At 61.5% G+C, this 18,569-nt stretch carries 13 protein-coding genes; 4 read left to right on the forward strand and 9 right to left on the reverse strand.

The genetic code is table 11. The features are described 5' to 3' along the window. Position 1: 1 nt before the first annotated feature. The 4 genes from AB7535_RS06470 to asnB form a co-directional block, all read right to left on the reverse strand. Complete coding sequence (locus tag AB7535_RS06470) at positions 2-1,237, reverse strand: acyltransferase family protein (RefSeq protein WP_439037244.1); 1,236 nt, start codon at positions 1,235-1,237, stop codon at positions 2-4. A 25-nt stretch (positions 1,238-1,262) separates the two neighbouring features. Beyond that, positions 1,263-2,648, reverse strand: a complete 1,386-nt coding sequence (locus AB7535_RS06475; RefSeq protein WP_085402790.1) for a glycosyltransferase WbuB — start codon at positions 2,646-2,648, stop codon at positions 1,263-1,265. Positions 2,649-3,183: 535 nt separating this feature from the next. Next, on the reverse strand, positions 3,184-4,350 hold the full coding sequence (locus AB7535_RS06480) for a glycosyltransferase (protein ID WP_085402764.1): 1,167 nt from the start codon (positions 4,348-4,350) through the stop codon (positions 3,184-3,186). A 10-nt stretch (positions 4,351-4,360) separates the two neighbouring features. After that, positions 4,361-6,145, reverse strand: coding sequence for an asparagine synthase (glutamine-hydrolyzing) (gene asnB / locus AB7535_RS06485; protein WP_085402765.1), 1,785 nt, complete (start codon positions 6,143-6,145; stop codon positions 4,361-4,363). 510 nt (positions 6,146-6,655) lie between these two features. On the opposite strand from asnB, the gene AB7535_RS06490 reads away from it, so the two are divergent. After that, a complete protein-coding gene (locus AB7535_RS06490; RefSeq protein ID WP_085402766.1) occupies positions 6,656-7,633 on the forward strand; it encodes a hypothetical protein in 978 nt (325 codons plus the stop codon). A 47-nt stretch (positions 7,634-7,680) separates the two neighbouring features. Beyond that, positions 7,681-9,066 (forward strand): MBOAT family O-acyltransferase, encoded by a 1,386-nt coding sequence (locus tag AB7535_RS06495; RefSeq protein ID WP_439037245.1) that lies wholly within the window; start codon positions 7,681-7,683, stop codon positions 9,064-9,066. A 100-nt stretch (positions 9,067-9,166) separates the two neighbouring features. On the opposite strand, the gene AB7535_RS06500 is transcribed toward AB7535_RS06495, so the two are convergent. The 4 genes from AB7535_RS06500 to AB7535_RS06515 all read right to left on the reverse strand — a co-directional run bounded on the left by AB7535_RS06500 (position 9,167) and on the right by AB7535_RS06515 (position 15,232). Further along, positions 9,167-10,936, reverse strand: a complete 1,770-nt coding sequence (locus tag AB7535_RS06500; protein WP_085402768.1) for a carbamoyltransferase family protein — start codon at positions 10,934-10,936, stop codon at positions 9,167-9,169. A 159-nt stretch (positions 10,937-11,095) separates the two neighbouring features. Continuing rightward, a complete protein-coding gene (locus tag AB7535_RS06505) occupies positions 11,096-13,291 on the reverse strand; it encodes a glycosyl hydrolase family 28-related protein (protein ID WP_144030801.1) in 2,196 nt (731 codons plus the stop codon). A 46-nt stretch (positions 13,292-13,337) separates the two neighbouring features. Next, positions 13,338-14,252: a glycosyltransferase family 2 protein gene (locus AB7535_RS06510; protein ID WP_085402769.1), complete on the reverse strand. Its 915-nt coding sequence runs from the start codon at positions 14,250-14,252 to the stop codon at positions 13,338-13,340. 50 nt (positions 14,253-14,302) lie between these two features. Beyond that, positions 14,303-15,232: a peptidylprolyl isomerase gene (locus tag AB7535_RS06515; RefSeq protein WP_085402770.1), complete on the reverse strand. Its 930-nt coding sequence runs from the start codon at positions 15,230-15,232 to the stop codon at positions 14,303-14,305. 537 nt (positions 15,233-15,769) lie between these two features. Between AB7535_RS06515 and AB7535_RS06520 the strand changes: the two genes are divergently transcribed. Further along, on the forward strand, positions 15,770-17,272 hold the full coding sequence (locus AB7535_RS06520; RefSeq protein WP_071915583.1) for a substrate-binding domain-containing protein: 1,503 nt from the start codon (positions 15,770-15,772) through the stop codon (positions 17,270-17,272). Positions 17,273-17,278: 6 nt separating this feature from the next. Here AB7535_RS06520 and AB7535_RS06525 read toward each other — a convergent pair whose 3' ends face one another. Next, positions 17,279-17,548 carry a hypothetical protein gene (locus tag AB7535_RS06525; RefSeq protein WP_085402771.1) on the reverse strand — a complete coding sequence of 90 codons (270 nt, stop codon included), beginning with the start codon at positions 17,546-17,548 and terminating at the stop codon, positions 17,279-17,281. An 85-nt stretch (positions 17,549-17,633) separates the two neighbouring features. Here AB7535_RS06525 and AB7535_RS06530 point away from each other — a divergent pair, with 85 nt between their 5' ends. Further along, positions 17,634-18,341, forward strand: a complete 708-nt coding sequence (locus AB7535_RS06530) for a hypothetical protein (RefSeq protein ID WP_144030802.1) — start codon at positions 17,634-17,636, stop codon at positions 18,339-18,341. Positions 18,342-18,569: the final 228 nt, after the last annotated feature.

Raw genomic sequence — 18,569 nt, forward strand, 5'->3', positions numbered from 1 at the left:
ATCAGCTCAAGTCGGCCGGTTTCGGCACCGTCGCGATGGGGGGAGCGACTGGCTTGGCTGCAGGCCCCCATGGCAACCGGAATGACAAAGGCCTCAGGAAATTTTCGGCAGCCTCGACGATGATCCTCTTCTTCGCCAGGACCTTCGATTCGACCAGATGCCAGGACAACGCCGCGAACACCAAGCTGAGGACATAAGCCATGGCAAAGCTGAGCAGCCAGTTCCTGTTCTCCGGAAAGAGGTGGACGAGGAGCTGCTGTACCGGCAGTCCATACAGGTACACTCCGTAGGAATAGTCGCCCGTCCGATTGACGAACGTCTCGCGGAAGTTGGAAAGCCCGACGAAGACGGTGGCGTAGGCGATCGGGATCATCGCCAGATATTGCAGCGCTCCTCCCCAGAGCAGGGCGTAGGAAAGCACGACCGACAGAGCGAAAAGGTCAGCTCGCAGCGGAACCTTGTCCTTGAGCTCGAACAAGGACACGCCGATCAAGAACGCGAGGACGAGAGTCTCGATTTGCACTCTCCCGTCACCCGCAGACCAGTCCGCCGGCGCATGAATTCCCAAGGCCTGCATTCCCAGCAGGCAGATGAACGTCGCCACGGTGACGAGCGGAACGGTCCGGCGCAGGTGTGCGAGCTGCAGGACGAGCACGGTAGCGAGGATTGCGTAGCAGTACATCTCCGCCGGAATGGTCCAGAGCTGCAGATTCACGACACGCGGCACAGGGTTGTTAAGAAAGACACCAGGCAGATAATATTGGATATCGCCGATGATATTGAGAGGATATGCCCGAAACAGAGGATCACTGAAATACGCGGCCAAGGTGAAGCTGGTCACGAGCGGACCGAGCACCAGCATTGCGAGAAGCGACTCGACACAAAGCGCCGGGATAATACGCAGCACTCTCAGCAACAGAAAGCCGATTGTCGTCTTTGAACGATGCAGACTTCCTGAAACAAGGAATCCGCTAAGGGCGAAGAAAGCCGGCACCACTGCCCAGAGAATTGGCTGGTAGATCGGGGGCTGCGCCACGGAAAACATGCCGACGCGGACCGTCGAGTCAACCAGCGACTTGAAGGTCTGGACATCTGCGCCCAGCGTAAACGTCTTGCTATGGATGAAGAGGACGGCCGTAGAGAGAAGTATCCTGAGGTAGTCGAAGCCTGTTGAATGACCCTCAACGGACTCCATCCGAGCGGAGATGCTTTCTCCCTTGGGCAGCGCGGAAGTCATCGGTACTGATCCCCGTCCAGTCTTGCTAGTGTTCAGAGCCGACGCCCCTGGCTCGCGGACGCAAGGGCTCTCTTGAGGGCGGCCACCCTGACGTCTCTGGCCGGCGGCGGCTGCCCGTCGCGACATGTTCGATCGAGCGAACCGGCGTCGCCAATGGCGCGGTGCGCGGAGCAGGTGTGGCGGTCCGTTGCGGAAGGGACATGAATTCGTGTTCGAGCGAACGGATGATCGAGATGCGATCCCATTTCTGTTCGGCGCGTGCGCGCGCGACGGCGCCGAGGCGATCTCGCAGTGCTTCGTCTTCGGCCAGAATCGTGACAGCCGCAGCAAGCGCGCCGGCGTCGCCTGGAGCGATGACGAGGCCAGCACCTTCCACCTCGGACGCGATCCCCGTACCAGGCTCGGTCATCGCGATGAGCGGTCGGCCGGATGCGAGCATGCCGGCCAGCTTGGACGGCAGAACCAGGTCGGATATCTCGGCCTTTTGCGGCAAGAGCTGAATGTCGGCGGTGCTGAGCAGCTCCGAGACCCGATCGAGCGGCTGGAGATCAAGGAAGCGGACGTTGTGCAGACCGGCAGCCATTTGAACCAATGCCGGTTTGACCGGGCCATTTCCGCAGAGAACGAATTTCACCGAGGGCTGGCTGTCCTTCAATGCTGCGGCAGCTTCGATGATCAGCTCCAGCCCCTGCTTGTTCGACATGGCTCCCGAGTAGAGCGCCACGATATCGGTCGGCGCCAGCTGCAGTTCCGAGCGGAGCTGCGTTTGATTGCTTCCCGGCACGACGATGCTCGTATCGATCCAGTTCCGGAACTCACGCAATCTGGTAGGCACGATACCCTTGTGCTCGAGGCGGCGTACCATCTGTATCGAGATGGTCGAAACGCGGTCGAATGAACGCAGTATCCACCGTTCGACCGTACGCATCAGCTTGCGCGTGACGCCGCTGCGGAGCAGCCCGACCTCGAAGGCTGCGTCGACTTCGAGGTCCTGAACATGGACCCAGGAGGATGCGCCGGTCATCCTGGCGGCCAATGCCGCCATGGGCGCGGAAAGCAGGGATGGCGCCACCACGAAGACGATATCGGGGCGCCACCAGAACGCGCTCGACAGAACGGGGACGGCCGCCGAAAGCATGAAGGAGGCGTGGTGAAGCAGTCGCTTGAGACCCGAGGGCCGGCTTGGCACGTAGATCGGCGCCCGAATGACGTCCACATCGTTCAGACGTTGATGGCGATACCATCTCGAACGATATCCCGGTGGGATGCTCCAGTCGGGGTAATAGGGCGGGGCCGTGACGACGCGAACCTCGTGTCCCCAACTGGCGAGACTCTCGCAGAATTCGGTGTTGTATTTCGCCACGCCGATCAGATCGGGAGCATAATTTATCCCTATCACCAACACCCGCATGACCGTCCTCATTTTCGGTCCAAGCGAAAGGCTTCGACCGGCCGCGACAAATCCCAGCCCGCCGAGCCGGTTATGGGTTCGGTCGTGGCGCCTGCAGGCCGGAGCGTGTCTTGGGGGTGAAGCCGAGTCCGAGATGATCCTGGATAGGATCGATCTCGGCGAGCATCCTCCTGCGTATTGTTATGCCTGATATCATTTCTTGTGTGACGTTATCGTAATAACGATACGACAAGTAACAAGTAGCGGCGCGGCGCGGCGATCCCGAGAATTGGATCGATCGGTGCAACACACGGCGATCGGAAGCCTGGCTCCGTGCGGGCGGCAAATCGAGATCGGGCCGGGGCGCGGATCGCGGCGGCGAAGCCGGGCGTCGCAGGTGCTGCGAGGCAGCACCATCACTGCCGGCTACGGCGTCTCGGCAATCTGGATCACGCGTTCCAGATGACGAAAGATCGCGACATGCCAGGGCCAGGCCATCGGCAACTTCAGACGTCGATCCGGTCGCCTGAACCGTACCAAATACCGGGTTCTCGGGTCACGAGCGCGGGGAGGCTTGCACCGCACGCACGACATCGATCAATGCCGTCGCCATCCGGTCAACACTGAACCGATCCGCGAACAGGTCGTGGGTCCGTCGGCCCATGGTTGCCCGGTCTTCCGGAGACATGGCTAGCCATGCGCGCAGGTTTTGAAGTGTGCCCGCCAGCGAATCTTCGGCGACAAGACCAGCGCCGGCCGCTTGAACCTCGCGCCATATATTGACCTTGTCGGAAATCAGCACGGACAGGCCGCAACCGAGGGCCTCGGCGACCGAGATGCCGAAGTTCTCTTGATGGGAGGGCAGCACGAAGGCCTCGCTGCTGTGGAACGCGCCCCATTTGGCGTCGCCCTGCAACATCCCGGGCCATGAGATGCGATCGGCCACGCCCAAGGCGCGGGTCCGGGCCTTGAGCTGACTGACCCAGCCGGTCTGGTCCGGCCCGGCCATCAGCAGATGCAGGCGAGGCTCCTCGGCCGCAACGTGGGCGAACGCCTCGACAAGCAGATCGCAGCCCTTCTTGGCGTGCAGCCGCCCGAGAAAGAGCAGCACCCGCTTGCCGCGCAACTCGGGATGGGCGGCAAGGAAAGCCTCTCGTAGCGGGCGCGCGTCCTGCGGCGGCAATCGCGTGCCGTAGGACACCACGACCTCCTGCGCCCGGTAGGGCCAAAACGAGCGGCGCGCAAGCAACCGCTCATCCTCGCTCGTGAACAGCACAGCCGCAGCGTCGCGCAGAACCCGGTATTCGGCCCAAGGCCAGTAGAGGCACTTCTTCAGATGTTTGAGCGGATAGTTCTGCTTGAACCACGGATCAAGCATGCCGTGCGTGAACACGACGTAGGGCTGCCTCAGCTCGCGCATGACCTGCCAAACGGCAAAGCTGTGGTACTGCCAGATACCGTTCACAATGACTGCGTCATAACCGCCGGCGTGGGCGCGCAGCCATGGCTGGAGCGACGTCGAGAAATGATAGCCGCCACGCGGCGGCCCGAGTGCATGCACGGGTAACGGAAAGGATTCCAGATGAGGCGCCCTGGGATCATCCAGACACGCTACTTCAACCTGGTGACCCATCTCCAGCAGTCGCAAGCCGCGCTGGCGTACGCCCTCGATGGGCCCGCCATTGCTGGGATCGGCGGAGGAAATGACGTGAAGCAGCCTCACTGGTGTCTCCTCAGGCTGCGGCAAAATGTCGATACAGCGTCATCGCCCAGTCGCGATGCCGCGTGACGCCGCTGCTCGCGCCGGGATTGAGCCACTGATGGATCGGCACCGCAAAGCCGGTCTTGGGCCGGTTCAACACGCCTTCCGGCAATTCGGGCGCGACGCGCCTGACGATGGTGCGCTTTTCGCTGTTCGCGTCGAAATCCGGAAGCTCCACGAAGTGTTGCAGCAGTTGCAGATCGACCAGGGGCACGCGGATCTCGAGCGAATGCGCCATACCCGCCCAGTCGGCGTCGCGCAGCAACTGGTTGCGCATGTACCACTGCATCTCGAGAGCGGAGACCGCCAGCCGGTCGCTCTCCAGACCCTCGGTGCTGGCATCGAGGCGGTTCATGGTCGCGAGCTCCTCCAGGCCATCTCTGGCCATGGCCGGGTCCATCAGCTGCGCGAGCTCCCACGGCATGTGGAGTGCTCGCCGTAACAGATACGCCCCCGACAGGCTGTGGCCGTATTCGGCGAGTCCCGCATATTTGGGCGACGGCAGTGCCGAGGCGAAAGGTTGGGCCAGATGCCGCAGCAGTAGCCCGGTTCGTTCGCCGACCGGTGCGCGCCGCATCAGGCTCACCAGGCGCGGTACCTGCCGGAAGCTCGGGTAAGATCCGAACAGCTCGTCGCCGCCGAGCCCCGAGATCGCAACTTTCAGGCCCTGCGCGGCCGCAGCCTTGGAGACGAACCAGACGTTGATGCCGTCGATCGAGGGTTGATCCATCGCGTCGATCAAATGCTGCCGGTCGCACTCGAAGTCGCGGGCTGAAATCCGATGCAGCGCATGCTTTGCGTGGAGCAGGCCGGCGACTTCGTCGGCCAGTCCAGCCTCGTCGTTGGGGCCGTCGGCATACTCGTTGAAGCCCAAGGTCAGCGTGCGCAACTCGCCGGCGCTCGCCGCACAGGCCGCGAGCATGGTTGAATCCAACCCCGCCGAAAGGAACACGCCAACAGGCACGTCCGCCACCATGTGCGCGGCGACGCTGTCCCTGACCGCTGCGGCGATCTGATCGAGCGCGTCGTCGGTGCGGGCGCCGGAGGCCGTGGGCAGGCGACCCAACGCATCCACGATGCTTGCAAACCGGACCGGCCGTCCGGCGCCCGCGGCGCTGAAGCGCTGCCAGTGCCCAGGCGGCAGCGCGCGGATGCCGCGGTACAGGGTGTATGGCTCGGGTACTGAGCCCCACAGCAGGAAGCCGGCGTGGCCCGCCGGTTCGGGCCTCCGGTCCACCGGGGCCTGCAGCAACGGCTTGACCTGGGACGCGAAGCGAATGGTGGCGCCGTCGTCGGCCACGTACAGAGGCTTGATGCCGAACGGGTCCCGGGCCAGCAGCAACTCGCGCCGACTCGCGTCCCAGAGTGCAAAGGCATACATGCCGCGAAGGTCGGAGAACATCTCTTCGCCGCGCTGGGCGTAGAGCTTGAGCAACACTTCGGTGTCCGATTGAGTTCGCGTCGCGACGCCGTCGTGGTTCAACCGGGCGCGCAACTGCTGGTGATTGTAGATTTCGCCGTTGAAGCAGATCCAATTGCCGGTTTCGGGATCAAGCATGGGCTGCGCGCCGCCCTCGCTCAGGTCGATGATGGCCAGGCGGCGATGTCCGAAGCCGACGCGCCCGTCGGCGGCCATCCACAGGCCGGCGCCGTCCGGACCGCGCGCGAGCATCGCGTCACGCACGCGCAGCAGCTCGGCTTTGTCGATGAGGGGCGCCTCGGCACGGTATGCGAAGGCGCCAGCAATTCCACACATGGTTCAGCTTTCGGTCAGCGAGGAATGTTGTCATGCACGATGATAATTGTGCGACGGTGCGTTACGGCGCCTTGAATCATCCTCCCTGCGCAGGCCCTCGCGCAATGTGACGGGGAAGCCCGGACCAGCGGCCGGTTTATCTACTCAATGTTACCGTCTTCGGCAATGCGCTGCACGTATTGAGTGCTGCGACCGCGATATCGTCAAACTGTAATGTTCGTTTGATAGGACCTCGGCTGAAACATAACAGAATGATAACAGGGCTGCATGTTCTTCGTTCCCGAACGCACCACGCCGGCGCACGCGCGCTTGCAGTTCGGGCACGGCGAACGGCCCGTCACCACCGCCGGCACCCGATCATCCCAATGCTCTGTCCCGTGAGTTCCGTCGGATATGTACAAGCCTCGCCGGCGCCAACTCTCTGACCGGATTTCACTGGCCTCAGAGATATCGGAACGAGCTACAGCCACGGTCCGCTCGCCTCTGCCATCTCCGGAGGCCGCATCGGCCGTGAATGCAGAAGAGCCGGCCGCGATCGCCGCTCCGTGGTTCAAATCCGTCGTCGTCTTCGGGCTGTTGTTCGGCGCGGTCTGGCTCTCGCTGTACACCGCCTACGCCATGCTGCCTTTTATCAGGCCGGGCTCGGTCGTCATTGCGTACGCAAAATTGGATACTCTTGTGAAGGGCCGGATGTTCGATCCGCAGGACCGCAATCGGGTGATGGTCTTCGGCAACAGCAAGCTTCTCTCCGCGTTGCGTCCATCCGACCTGGATGCGGCCGTCGGGTCCGGCTTCCGATCGTATAACCTTGGCCTGCCCGGCGAAGTTCACTTCCTACCGATTCTGGAAGCCGCGTTGGAAGCCGGCAACGTTCCCACGCACGTGCTGTTGACGATCCCTTGGGACGACAAGGGCGCATCCGATAATTTTGCTGATATCCTGCGCAACGATAATTTGTTGGCAAGCACGCTGTTTCCTTTTCGCAATTTGCCCCGTGAAGCAGCGCTGTTCGCTTTTCAGAATCTGGATCGACTGTCCGACGCGCGCCGCGATGTGGAGATCCAGCGCGCTGCAATGCTCCGCGATCGGGGCTGGTACTTCATCAAGTCGCAGAGCCATTACCCGGGCGATCGCCTTCCGGATGACTACGCCCTGCCGACCGATCATCCCACACGTATTGAGCTACGGATGATCCCTGAAAAGTCTCACTCTCGTAATCACCTCGAACGGCTGGCGAGCCAGTATGGCTTCCAGATCATCATTGTTCCGGGCTTCTTCCGCACTGGCGAGGCTGCTCCGCTGCCAGCCGCTGACGACGCCAGGTCGATGATGATCTCGGATCGGCCCCTCATTCGGGTGTTCGGGCCGGACTATTTCATGTATCCGCCAGCGCTCTTTGCCGATCCGCAGCACATGAATCCGGCCGGGGCGCGCGCCTACACGGCCGATCTGGCCAAATTGCTGAAGGCCACCGGAGCATTCGACTGATGCTCTTCAACTCTTTCGAATTTCTGGCGTTCTTCGTAACGTTCCTGGTGGTGTTCTTCTCGTTGCCGGGGCGAACCCAGCCGCTGGTGCTGCTGATCGCCAGCTACATATTCTACATGAGCTGGCGCCCTTCCTTCGGACTTCTGCTCGGATTGACGACGATCGTGGACTACACGACCGCACTCATGATGGCGCGGGCTCGGACCGATGGCGGACGCAAGGCGGCGCTGACCATCGCGCTGTCGATCAATCTGGGCGTACTCGGAACGGTCAAATATCTGGACTTCCTGATTTCGAACGTGCTCGGCGTGGTCGGGCTATTCGGGTATGTGGTGCCGGACTATGCCCTTGGTCTGGTGCTCCCGCTGGGCATTTCGTTCTACACGTTTCAGTCGGTCGGCTATACGCTCGACGTGTACAATCGCAGGGTTGCTGCTGAGCGTGACTTTATCACCTACGCCCAATATGTGAGCTTCTTTCCGCAGCTGATCGCCGGTCCGATCGAGCGCGCGGCGCACATGCTGCCGCAGTTCCGGATCACGCATCGGCTTTCCTACAAAAATGTCACCGCCGGCCTGTTGCTCGTCGGCTATGGCCTGTTCAAGAAGATGTGCATCGCCGACGTGGTCGCGTCGGTGGTGAACGGGATCTACGCCAATCCGGCGCAGTATTCCGGCAGTTATCAACTGCTCGCGGCGGTGCTCTTCGCCCTCCAGATCTATTGCGATTTTTCGGGGTACTCGGACATTGCGCGTGGCGTGGCACGCATCATGGGCTTCGACCTCATGATCAATTTCGGGCAACCTTATTTCGCCACCAGCCTGAACGAGTTCTGGCGCCGTTGGCATATCTCCTTGTCGACCTGGTTCCGCGATTATCTGTTCATTCCGCTCGGAGGAAGCCGCGGCAACGAAGGCTCCACCGCGCGCAATCTCATCATCGTGTTCGCGGTCAGTGGTATCTGGCACGGTGCAGCGTGGAACTTCGTCGCTTGGGGCACGCTGCATGGAGTCTGCCTGGTTGTCGAACGAGCCTTTATCAGGCTTGCGAAACCGGAAGCATGGCTCGGCGAGTCGGCTCGTCTGCTGCTCGGTTGGGCCTGGATGCTAGCCGTCGTGCTCGTGGGATGGGTCTTCTTCCGGTCGACGAGCGTCGCCAATGCGATCGTCGCCCTGCGGAGCCTGGGCGACGTCGGTCCCATCTCCTATTTCACCCTGAAGATGCTGGATCTCGCGAGCGGCGAACTGGTGATGCTCGCCGTCTCGCTCGCACTGCTGTTCGTGATCGACTTCCACCTGTCGTTTCGGCCGCAGCGCCTTCGTGATCTGTGGGAGGTGCGCTGGCTGCCAACGGCTGCCGGTGTCGCGCTGGCTTATTACATCGTGCTGTTCGGCATTTTTGGACATGCCGAATTCATCTACTTCCAGTTCTGACCGCGGCCGACGCCCGGCCGCGAAGGTTGGGCGTGAGTATCCTGACCCGAACAACGAAAAGGGGGGCGTCGCAACCGCCCCAATTCACGGCGTCAGCGGCCTACGCGTCCGACAACAGCTTGGCATGCTCGCCTTTCACCACCAGGTACCTGCCAAGGCAGATGGCGTCGAGACCGGTGCGAAGGAAGCAGCTCATGGCCTGTTCGGGTGTGTCGACGATCGGTTCGTTCTCATTGAAGCTGGTATTGAGCACGATCGGTATCCCGGACAGTTCGCCGAAGCTGTGGATCAAGTCGTAGTAGAGCGGATTGGTGTCCCGCGCGATGCTTTGCAGCCGTCCGGTGCCATCGACATGGGTGATGGCGGGAAGTCTTTCACGCCATTCCGGGCGAAGCTTGACGACATGCATCATGAAGGGACTGAATACATCCTGTTCAAAATAGGTCGATACCGCCGGCTGCAAGATGGTCGGAGCAAACGGGCGGAAGCCTTCCCTTCGCTTGATCTTGGCGTTGATGACATCCTTCATGTTGGCGCGGGTCGGGTCGGCGAGAATGGAGCGATTGCCGAGAGCGCGCGGGCCCCATTCGGATCGCCCCTGGTACCAGCCAACCACCAGCCCGGCGTGTAACAGGGATGCGACCGCCTTCGGAACGTTGCCGGGCGATAGTTCGCGCATGGGAGTTTTGGCCGATTCTGCTGCGCGCCGCATCGTCTCATCCGAGTGAGCCGGCCCCCAGTAGGAATGCGTCATATGGAATCGTTCTCGTCCGCCCGCGACATTGTGCCATGTCCACAGGCCCGCACCGAGACACAGACCGTCGTCCGATGAAGCCGGCTGCATATATGCCTGCTGGAAGGGCGTGTCGCGCAACAGGCGCGCGTTCATGACGCCGTTGAGTGCGCAACCTCCGGCATAAACGACCTGCTTGCTTGGGACCAGATCGTGCAGCTTGTTGAAGCAATGCACCGCCACTTCCTCGAAGCGGACCTGACAGGAGCGGGCGATGTCCTTGTCCCGTTGCGTCAGCTCCTGGCCGCGCTGGCGCGGTGAACCGAATTTCTCGATCCATTTGTCGGTGAACAAGCGCAGCATTTCCACGTGATTTCGCTCGTCCATCTTTCCGCTTTCGCCGCCGCGGTGCATGCCAAAGAAGCCATCGGCGAGTTTGAACCAGCCATCGGGCCGCGTTTGGACGAGTTCTCGCATCGTGTCCGCATAGCTGTCGACGCCGTATGGCGCGAGCCCCATGACCTTGTACTCTTCGCCATATTCGGCGAAGCCGATGAACTGACAGCATGCCGTGTAGAAGAAGCCCAGGCTGTTCGGAAGGTTGACGCGGTCGAGCACGTCGATCCGTGTACCCTCGCAGCGCGCCGCCATCGCGCTGGTGAAATCGCCGCTGCCGTCATAGGAGAAACCGGCCGTCAGCCCGTCGAACGGCGAGCAGTAGTAGGAGCTCGCAATGTGGGACAGATGATGCTCCACGTTGACGACTTTGGCCTTGACCATGTCCGGGGCCTGCCCGGACGCCTCGGCGACCTGCTCGCTGATGCTCAGCTCGTCCTTGGCCCGCCGGATATGCTCGAGCGCCGCTTTGCCGCCCGAAAGCGGATTGCGCAATACATACGAGACCTGGGCCGCGCGATTCTGCGACGGATCGCGCGCGACCGCGATGAAATCCAGATCCTTCGACGATATGCCGCCCATGGCGAGAACCGATTGGATCGCCTGCTGCGGGAAGGATGGATCATGCTTGATGCGTTTACCGAAGCGCTCCTCAGCCGAAGCTGCGACCACCTTGCCATCGATGATGAGCGCCGCGGAGGCATCGGGATGGTTGAGGTTGAGGCCGAGAATTGCGGTCATCGGTACAGTCTTTCAGGTTGTGAAGCGGCTGCCGGAGAGGAATTCCGTTCGGCCACAGCGGGAGATCGCAGCCAGAGCAGAGGTTTAACTAACAACGGAACTTATCATTACCGTGACTGATCGAGAGGGAGCGCGAGGCAGGGGCGTTAGCTCGCAGTGCTATTTCTGGATACGCCGTTCTTCGACGTTCCTTCGACTGAGCCACCACGCGACGCCGCGATCAATCATCAGACCGACCCGTGATGGTCCCATGGTGTTTCCTTCGACGACCACGTCACGAACGCCGGGCGAGGTCGCGGCAAAGCCTTTGATTTCGATGTGGGCGTCCTGATCGAGGCGATTGCCTCGAACGATCACCGCCTGCACCATTGGCGGCCGACCTGGAGCCTTTGCGGTCTGGTTCGCCTGGACAAGAATTGAAGCCTCATTGGAGAAAATGCTCCGTTCGGGTCCGGCCCGGTAGACGTTTCCCTCGAGTATGTGATTGTCGAGGATCTGAATCCGCCAGCCGGGCTGGAAACTATCGTAGGCCAGTCCGAAGACGGCAAAGCCGCTGGTCCTGTTGGATCGATTGCCGGAGATGACATGCCCCAGCGCCGTCCCGTACGTCTGCGCGGCGACGCCCGTATCCTCGAAGTCATTGTCGATGACCAGATAGTTCTGCTGCGCCTGCGTAATCGTGATCTCCGAATTCGAGTCCAGCGTCACCTCGAGCGGTCGATCGAGCGCCACCGACATGTCGGACGGCTTTTTCTCGAATGCTTTGACCCTGGCGTATTGGCCGGCACCGCGTCCGTTGACCACCATGACGGCGGCGCCGGTCCAGTCCGTGCCGGCCGGATACGGATTCGCTGCATCCAGCAGCGACAACCGATCCGGACCTGCGCTGTTCGCGTGTCCGAAATAGAATCCGCCTGGCCCGTCCGACGTCATGGCTTCCCGATCCCAGCCATAAATGGCCTTGAACGTATTGCCGCCGACGAAAATATTCTCGGATGCGCTGACCCACTTTGACAGCGTCGATATTCCTCCGCCCGTCCCCTGGAGATCGGCGGCAGTGACCGTATTGCCTTCAAAGACGACCTGACGCGATCCTACGATCGAGTAGGAGCCATAGCGGCCGTTGGTCAGGATATTGCGGGCCACAATCGCGTTGGTTGCCTTGAAGAGCCGAAGCGAATGTCCGGATCCGAGAATGTCGCAATCGGATACTTCGATCCTGTTTCCGCTCAATCGAATGGTGTCGGGAGATCCATCGGGATAAATCCGGCGGAAGTCGTTCATTTGCTGCAGGGTGGCTTCAGCCTCCATGAGACCCCGGAAGGCCGAACCGCGAATGCGGACATGTCGGATGGCGATATCGGCCGCGTCAGGAATCGGGGCGTCGCCGAACTGAAAGCCCCCCGCGATGATGTGCGGGTGGTTCGATGCGTAGATTGTGAGGTCTTCGACCGAGAACTGCGACCTTCCCTGTATCAGTGCGGCCGGAAGCGTTGCCAGACTAGGCCAGACCAAATTGACCAGATCGATGCGTTCACCCTGCAATTTGACGCGAGGTGGAATGACGATCATGTCCGAGATCAGATAGCGCCCGCGCGGGAAGTACACGGTCCCGCCTCCGGCCTGGCTCGCAGCTTCGATGGCGGCCTTGACGGCGCGAGTACAATCAAACTTGCCGTCGCCGTTCGCGCCAAATGCCCGTACATCGAAGGATTGCACCGCGTTCGCCTCGAGAGAGCGCACGACGATGCTGCCCACATCGACCCATTCGGCGTCGCCGCCGTCTCCGTTGGAGAGGCGCAGCCTGTAGCGGCCGGGTGAAACCTGATCAGGGATGCGAAACGCACCGCGCCACAGGTCGCCTTTGGTCAAAACGGCTTTCGTAGGTGCATTCCCGGCATCGGGCAGCAGCAACAATTGTGCACGGCTTGACTGGCGAACGATGTTGCGACCGAACACCTGGAGCCAGCCCGAAGGCGAGACCTCGTCGCCGAGGTTTCCCTGCGTCCAATAGATTGTTGGCAGGTTGATGCGGCCAATGAGAGTGCCCTGGGGGTGGGTCAGGCTGAAGCGGTAGATCCCGGGCGTGAACTGCTCCGGGATCGTGAATTTAAGGGAGAGGGGATTGGCCTGCAGAATCGGAACGGAGGTTTCCTGTCCGCTCTCGCGGGAGGGGCCGTCGCCAATTCGGGCAACCGTCACAGATGTAATCTTGTCGAGCTCGGCGCCGGTGACGAGCACTGTTTCGTCCGGACCGACGGGATCGTTGAACCAGAACATCGCGGACTGTGCGGTTGCCTCCGCCATCCAAAGCAACTGAAACAGGGCAACGATGGCCGCGGCACTACGCGTCATGTACCGTGCTCATTGAAAATCATTCTGGCGTTCGAGCGCATGTTGATCAGAGCTCGATGACGAGGCCGGTCAGGCGTCGCAGCTCCGCGCGCATTTCCGCCGGATCTTTCAGATGAGAGATGGCGGCTTCCAGCTCTTCCACCTTTGCGCCGACAAGGAAGCGATACCAGAGACCCTGCAATCCGTGATAGACAAGGCCTTCCTTGCCGTCGAGAAAACCGAGCTGGAAAATCAAGCGAAACAGGAAATAGGCCGGCGCGCTGATTTGATAAGGGATACGGTTGTACAGCCGTTCCTTGATCCAGCGCTTGATGGCTGCCTGGCGCGAGCCTTCCTCCGATATCAGATCAACATCGCGCCCGAACAGACGATGACGCTCGTTGATCACGTCGATTGCCTCGCGTGTGGCGTATTTGTTGTGCTTGTCGGTGAAGAACGTCAGGTCGTTGAGATTGTGATCGGCGAACCCGCCATCGAATGTAACAGTCTGGCCGCCCCACAGAATCATGTGCTCATCCATCCAGCGGTCTTCGATGCGGCCGTGGCCGCGGCGCCAGATCCGCAAGAGGAGGAGCGGGTAGCGGCCACCATGGCGAATCCAGCGACCAAGGAAGATGTGCTTGCGCTTGAGGTTGATTCCGACGACCTCGTTGCTCAGGCGCGGCAGTTCATCGCGAATTCTGGCGCCGAGATCGGCTTCGATGATTTCGTCGGCATCGAGCCGCATGATCCACGAGGCGGTGATCGGGGCATTCTCGAGCGCCCACTGAAACTGCTTCGCGTAGTTGACGAACCGGTTCTGCAATACGGTCGCGCCTTGAGCGCGCGCCAACTCGACCGTTCGATCGCTTGAGAAGCTGTCGACAACAAAAACCTCGGTTGCAATCTTGGCAACCGAGGCGAGAGCCCGCAAGATGTGGCGCTCTTCGTTGTGCGTCAGGATGATGACGGCAAGGCCCATCGCTTACTCACTGCCGGGATATCGCGGGGTTGGCAGGCAGGGCAGGGGCGCTACCTGACTTTGGCGCCTTCCTTGTCTGCTTTATGAATCTGGTCCATGCGCTCGATCTTCGCCTCGGCGCGTACTTTATCCACGAGCTCGATCTGCGCTGCAGAGGCGACCATCGCTGCCAGGCGATCACGGATCTTGTCGTAGTCGGCCGGTTTACGTGGACGCGTATCCTCGAGCTTGAGGATATGCCAGCCAACTGCAGTCTTGAACGGCTGCGAAACCTCGCCCTTTTTCAGCTTGATCGCCACGTCGGCGTATTCCTTGCCCATCTCGCCGCGCTGCCGCCAATCGTAGTCGCCGCCCCTTGCTTTGGTGACGGGGTCCTCGGACACGTCGGCGACTACGGCCGTGAAGTCCTCGCCCTTGTTGATCCGATCCATCGCCGCCTTGGCTTTCTGTTCGGCCGCCTTGATCGCGGCATCGTCCGCGGGCGGAGCGATCATGAAGACAAGGTGGCGCAGATGCAGTTCGGGCTCGGTTGTCACCCCATTGAGCACGACCTCCTGATACGCCTTGCGCATGGCCTCCTCGCTCACCGCCTGCTGACCAACGACAGTCAGAAGATGGTTGGTGAGGCCCTGATTGCGCGCGAAAATGGCGCGGCGCTGAAGATCGGCCGGGTCTTCTATGTGCCGATCGGTCGCCACCTTTGCGAGCAGCACGGCGTCGGTCACCATCTTCAGGAGGGTTTCGCGCCTCTCGATGGGGTCCTGAACAAGCAGATTTCGGCCGATGACTTCGTCCGCCAGCTCCAGATCGCTCTCATGGATCGGGCTTCCGTTGACGACGGCGACAACAGGATCGGCCGACGGCGATTGACCAAATGCCGGTGCTCCGGCGCCGAGCATGACGGCCAGCCAGACGGTAGCTAAGCCGGCGCGTGCCGTCATTGCACGGTAAGGCATGCGGAAACCGGGCAGAGCGTTCATTTCGTAGATCCTTCTTGCTTGCTGGTCTTATCCGCGCAGCACTCACACGATGGCGAACGATATGGTTATGATACGAGGCATCATGTGCGGCGCGGCCGGATTGCCGGGGTGCTTTTTAACGATGCGACATTAACGGTGATGTGATGTCGACAAGACAGGTCTGTGAAAGCGCGCCGGCGGCGTCACCGCCGGCATTTGCTCGCAGCGCGTCGTCAAGAGATGATCGTCGGATGTTCGCGCTTCAAGCTTCAGGATGTGTGAGAGGCATCCGATCCGACGGCGTCCACATATTTTACGATTGGCGTTTGATGCGTGGATAACATTTGGCGAGGGCGAGAATTCCATGCTTCTGCTCGTGAAATCCTGAGCTTGTTGTCAGGTCGGCACGAAGATCGATCTCATTGTAGATGAGATGAGTATCATAATTCACAAAACAACAATCAAAGTCTCACATACCGCCGATAGCGTCCGCCTCGCTCCGGGGCCCGGCTGCTGATCGTAGCAGGCTTGGGGTATCCAAACAGGGAGACTGAGGTTATGCGAAACTTGAAGACTTTACTCTTGGGATCGGTTGCGTTCGCTGCGATGGGCGTTGCTTCCGAGTCTGCTCAGGCGCAGTCGGTTGCGTTTGGCGCGGGCGCGACGTTCCCGCAGGTTGTCTATCGGCAGTTGATGGACTGCATCTACACCCAGGCGCAGGGCAGCCCCGGCAAGCCGGGTCCGATGGCCAAGGCTGCGAGCTGCGGTAGCTTCAACACCAGCGGCATCGGCGGCGCGATTCTCTATGCCGGTACCGGTTCGGGCAACGGCAAGACCGTGCTGCGCACCAACGACAAGACCCAGATCGGAACGCCTTCCTCTTCCGCTCCCGCCTACACCAGCAGCAACTTCGGCATCAACAACATCTCCGACTATGATGGCGTGCAGTTCATCGGCAGCGACGACGTCGTCAACGCCGCCGACATGACCGCCTGGAACACGGGCGGCGCCAGCAGCGCGCAGTCGAAGTTCGGCAATCTCATCCAGATTCCGGCGGTCATCGGCGCCGTTGCGTTTGGATTGAACGGCAAGGATGGTGCCGGCGCTACCCTGAACATTCTGCCGGCGACCCCGGCTGGCGGCAGCAGCGGCCTCAACCTGTCGCGTAACGCGTTCTGCGGCATCGCGTCGGGCCACATCACCAAGTGGAACAACGCGATCCTGACCACGCTCAACGGTGGCACGCTCGGCACCGGCAACATCACCTTCGTGCATCGTCAGGACGGCAGCGGCACCACCTTCCTGCTCTCCAACGCGCTGGTTGAGCAGTGCCGTTATGAGTTCGGACCGAACAGCGAAAGCGATGCGACCGTCGTGTCGTACGCTTTCCCCTGGACCGATCGTTCGCAGGCCTGCACCACTCCGCTGCTCGCGCGCGGTGCGAACCAGCTGAACTGGCCGGATCAGTTCCCGACCGACCAGTGCGGCAACGCCGTGACCAGCCCCGGCACGTTCGCCAACGCCTCGGGCAGCGGCGCCCTCGTCACCCTCGTCACCTCGACGAACGGTGCGATCGGCTACGCCTCCCAGGACTTCTGGCTGCCTGTCAAGGCCGGTGGCCTGAAGACCGCCAACCTCCAGTCGCAGTGGGACATCACCGGCGCGACCGGCAAGTTCCAGCCGCCGACCTTCCAGGGTGCCCAGAAGGCGATGGCGACCGCCATCCCGCAGTTCGACAGCGTCAGCCGCGCGAACCCGCTGACCTGGAGCTTGCAGGGTGTCAATCCGAATCCGGTGGTTTCCGGTTCGTATCCGATCTCCGGCTTCTCCTGGTTCGAAATCTACCAGTGCTATCAGACGCACGCGAACAGCAACAACGCGTTCATCTGGTTCAAGACCTTCCTCGACTACGTCTACGGCAGCGGCTCGAACGCCATCATGAACGACAACGGCTTCGCTCAGGTTCCGGCGGTGTGGCAGGGCGAAATCTACACGCTCCTCAACGACCCGACCAACGGTCTGAACGCCAGCGGCTGCACCGGCAAGGTCGGCGCTTACTGATCGCTATCAGGTCTCAGCCTGATCGACGATCGACAACACTTTGCACCCGGCTCGCGCCGGGTGCATTTTTTTGAAGCGCGCCCGGCTTTGATCCAACATCGTGCCCCCAGTAGATGTGATGGCGGCGGACGATAGGGCGCGCGCATTGATCTCCCCTCCCCATGCCCTGCGATTTCGCGGACCGGCTTGGCGCATCGGTTCCCTGCTCGCAAATGTCACATGATTGATATTCATGACGGTTATCGCTCGGGTCCGATCAGGGACGGTCAGCGCCATGTCGATGCGCCTATTTATTGCTTTGCTCGCTGGCGTCCTTGCCGGGGGAAGCGTCCAGGCGTTTGCCGTCAGCGCGCCCGGTTCGATGGATTCTCCCCCCGCCGAGTCACGCGACGATCTGTTTGCCACGAAGCCGGCCGGCCCGGCTCCAGCTCCCGCCGTCGTGCCGGCGCCCGCGACTGTCGAACGGCCGCCGGCGCCTGCACCGGCACAACGCGCGCTCAGCGACAACCCGCTGTGGGCTATCCCGCTCGGGCGTTTGACGGCCAGCCGTGAGCGGCCGTTGTTTGCGCCGACGCGACGGCCGCCGGCGCCTGCACCGGTTGCCGTGTCGGCGCCCGTGCAGGTAGCTCCGCCGCCGCCGGCCGAACCCGAGAGGCCGCAGCTCTCTCTGCTGGGCACCATCGTCGGCAGCGAAAAGATCGGCTTGTTCATTGATTCCGCCAGCAAGTCCGTGGTCCGGCTGAAAGCAGGCGAAAACCACAAAGGATGGACCCTTCGGGCGGTCGAGCGGCGCCAGGTGGAGTTCGCAAGAGGACTCGATATTACCGTGCTGGACATCCCGTCGCCCGACATGAAGGCCGGTGCGGTTCCGGGCGGGCCAGTGCTTGCGGGGCCGCCGCCCGTGCCGGTCGCCATGCCGGTCCCGCCGCCGCGAAGTGGGCCGACCCCGGCTTCCGACGTCCATCCTGGCGCCAGCAAGAACCTGACGATCAACAAGAGCGCGCAGCCGGCAAATTTCAAGCTGCCGCCGGGTCTGCTTAGCCCGTTTGCCAACCAGGGCCAGCGCTAGGGCAGCCCAATCTCGTCATGCTTTAGGGCCATTCTGGCCGGGCCGCCGCAGCTCGCATCGACGCGATATCGCGTTGATAACAAAAAATAACATAATTAATCGCACGCTTCTCTGCTGAAATTGAAGCTATTTTGCCGCGCCTCGGCCGGCGGAACGTGATGTCGCAGATGCACATAGTGCTTCAATGCTACAAATCTGACATATGAATGTTAGTAAACGAAAAGTAAA

Origin of the sequence: Bradyrhizobium sp. 956_D2_N1_4, from assembly GCF_052076025.1 — a bacterium.
GTDB lineage: Bacteria > Pseudomonadota > Alphaproteobacteria > Rhizobiales > Xanthobacteraceae > Bradyrhizobium > Bradyrhizobium barranii.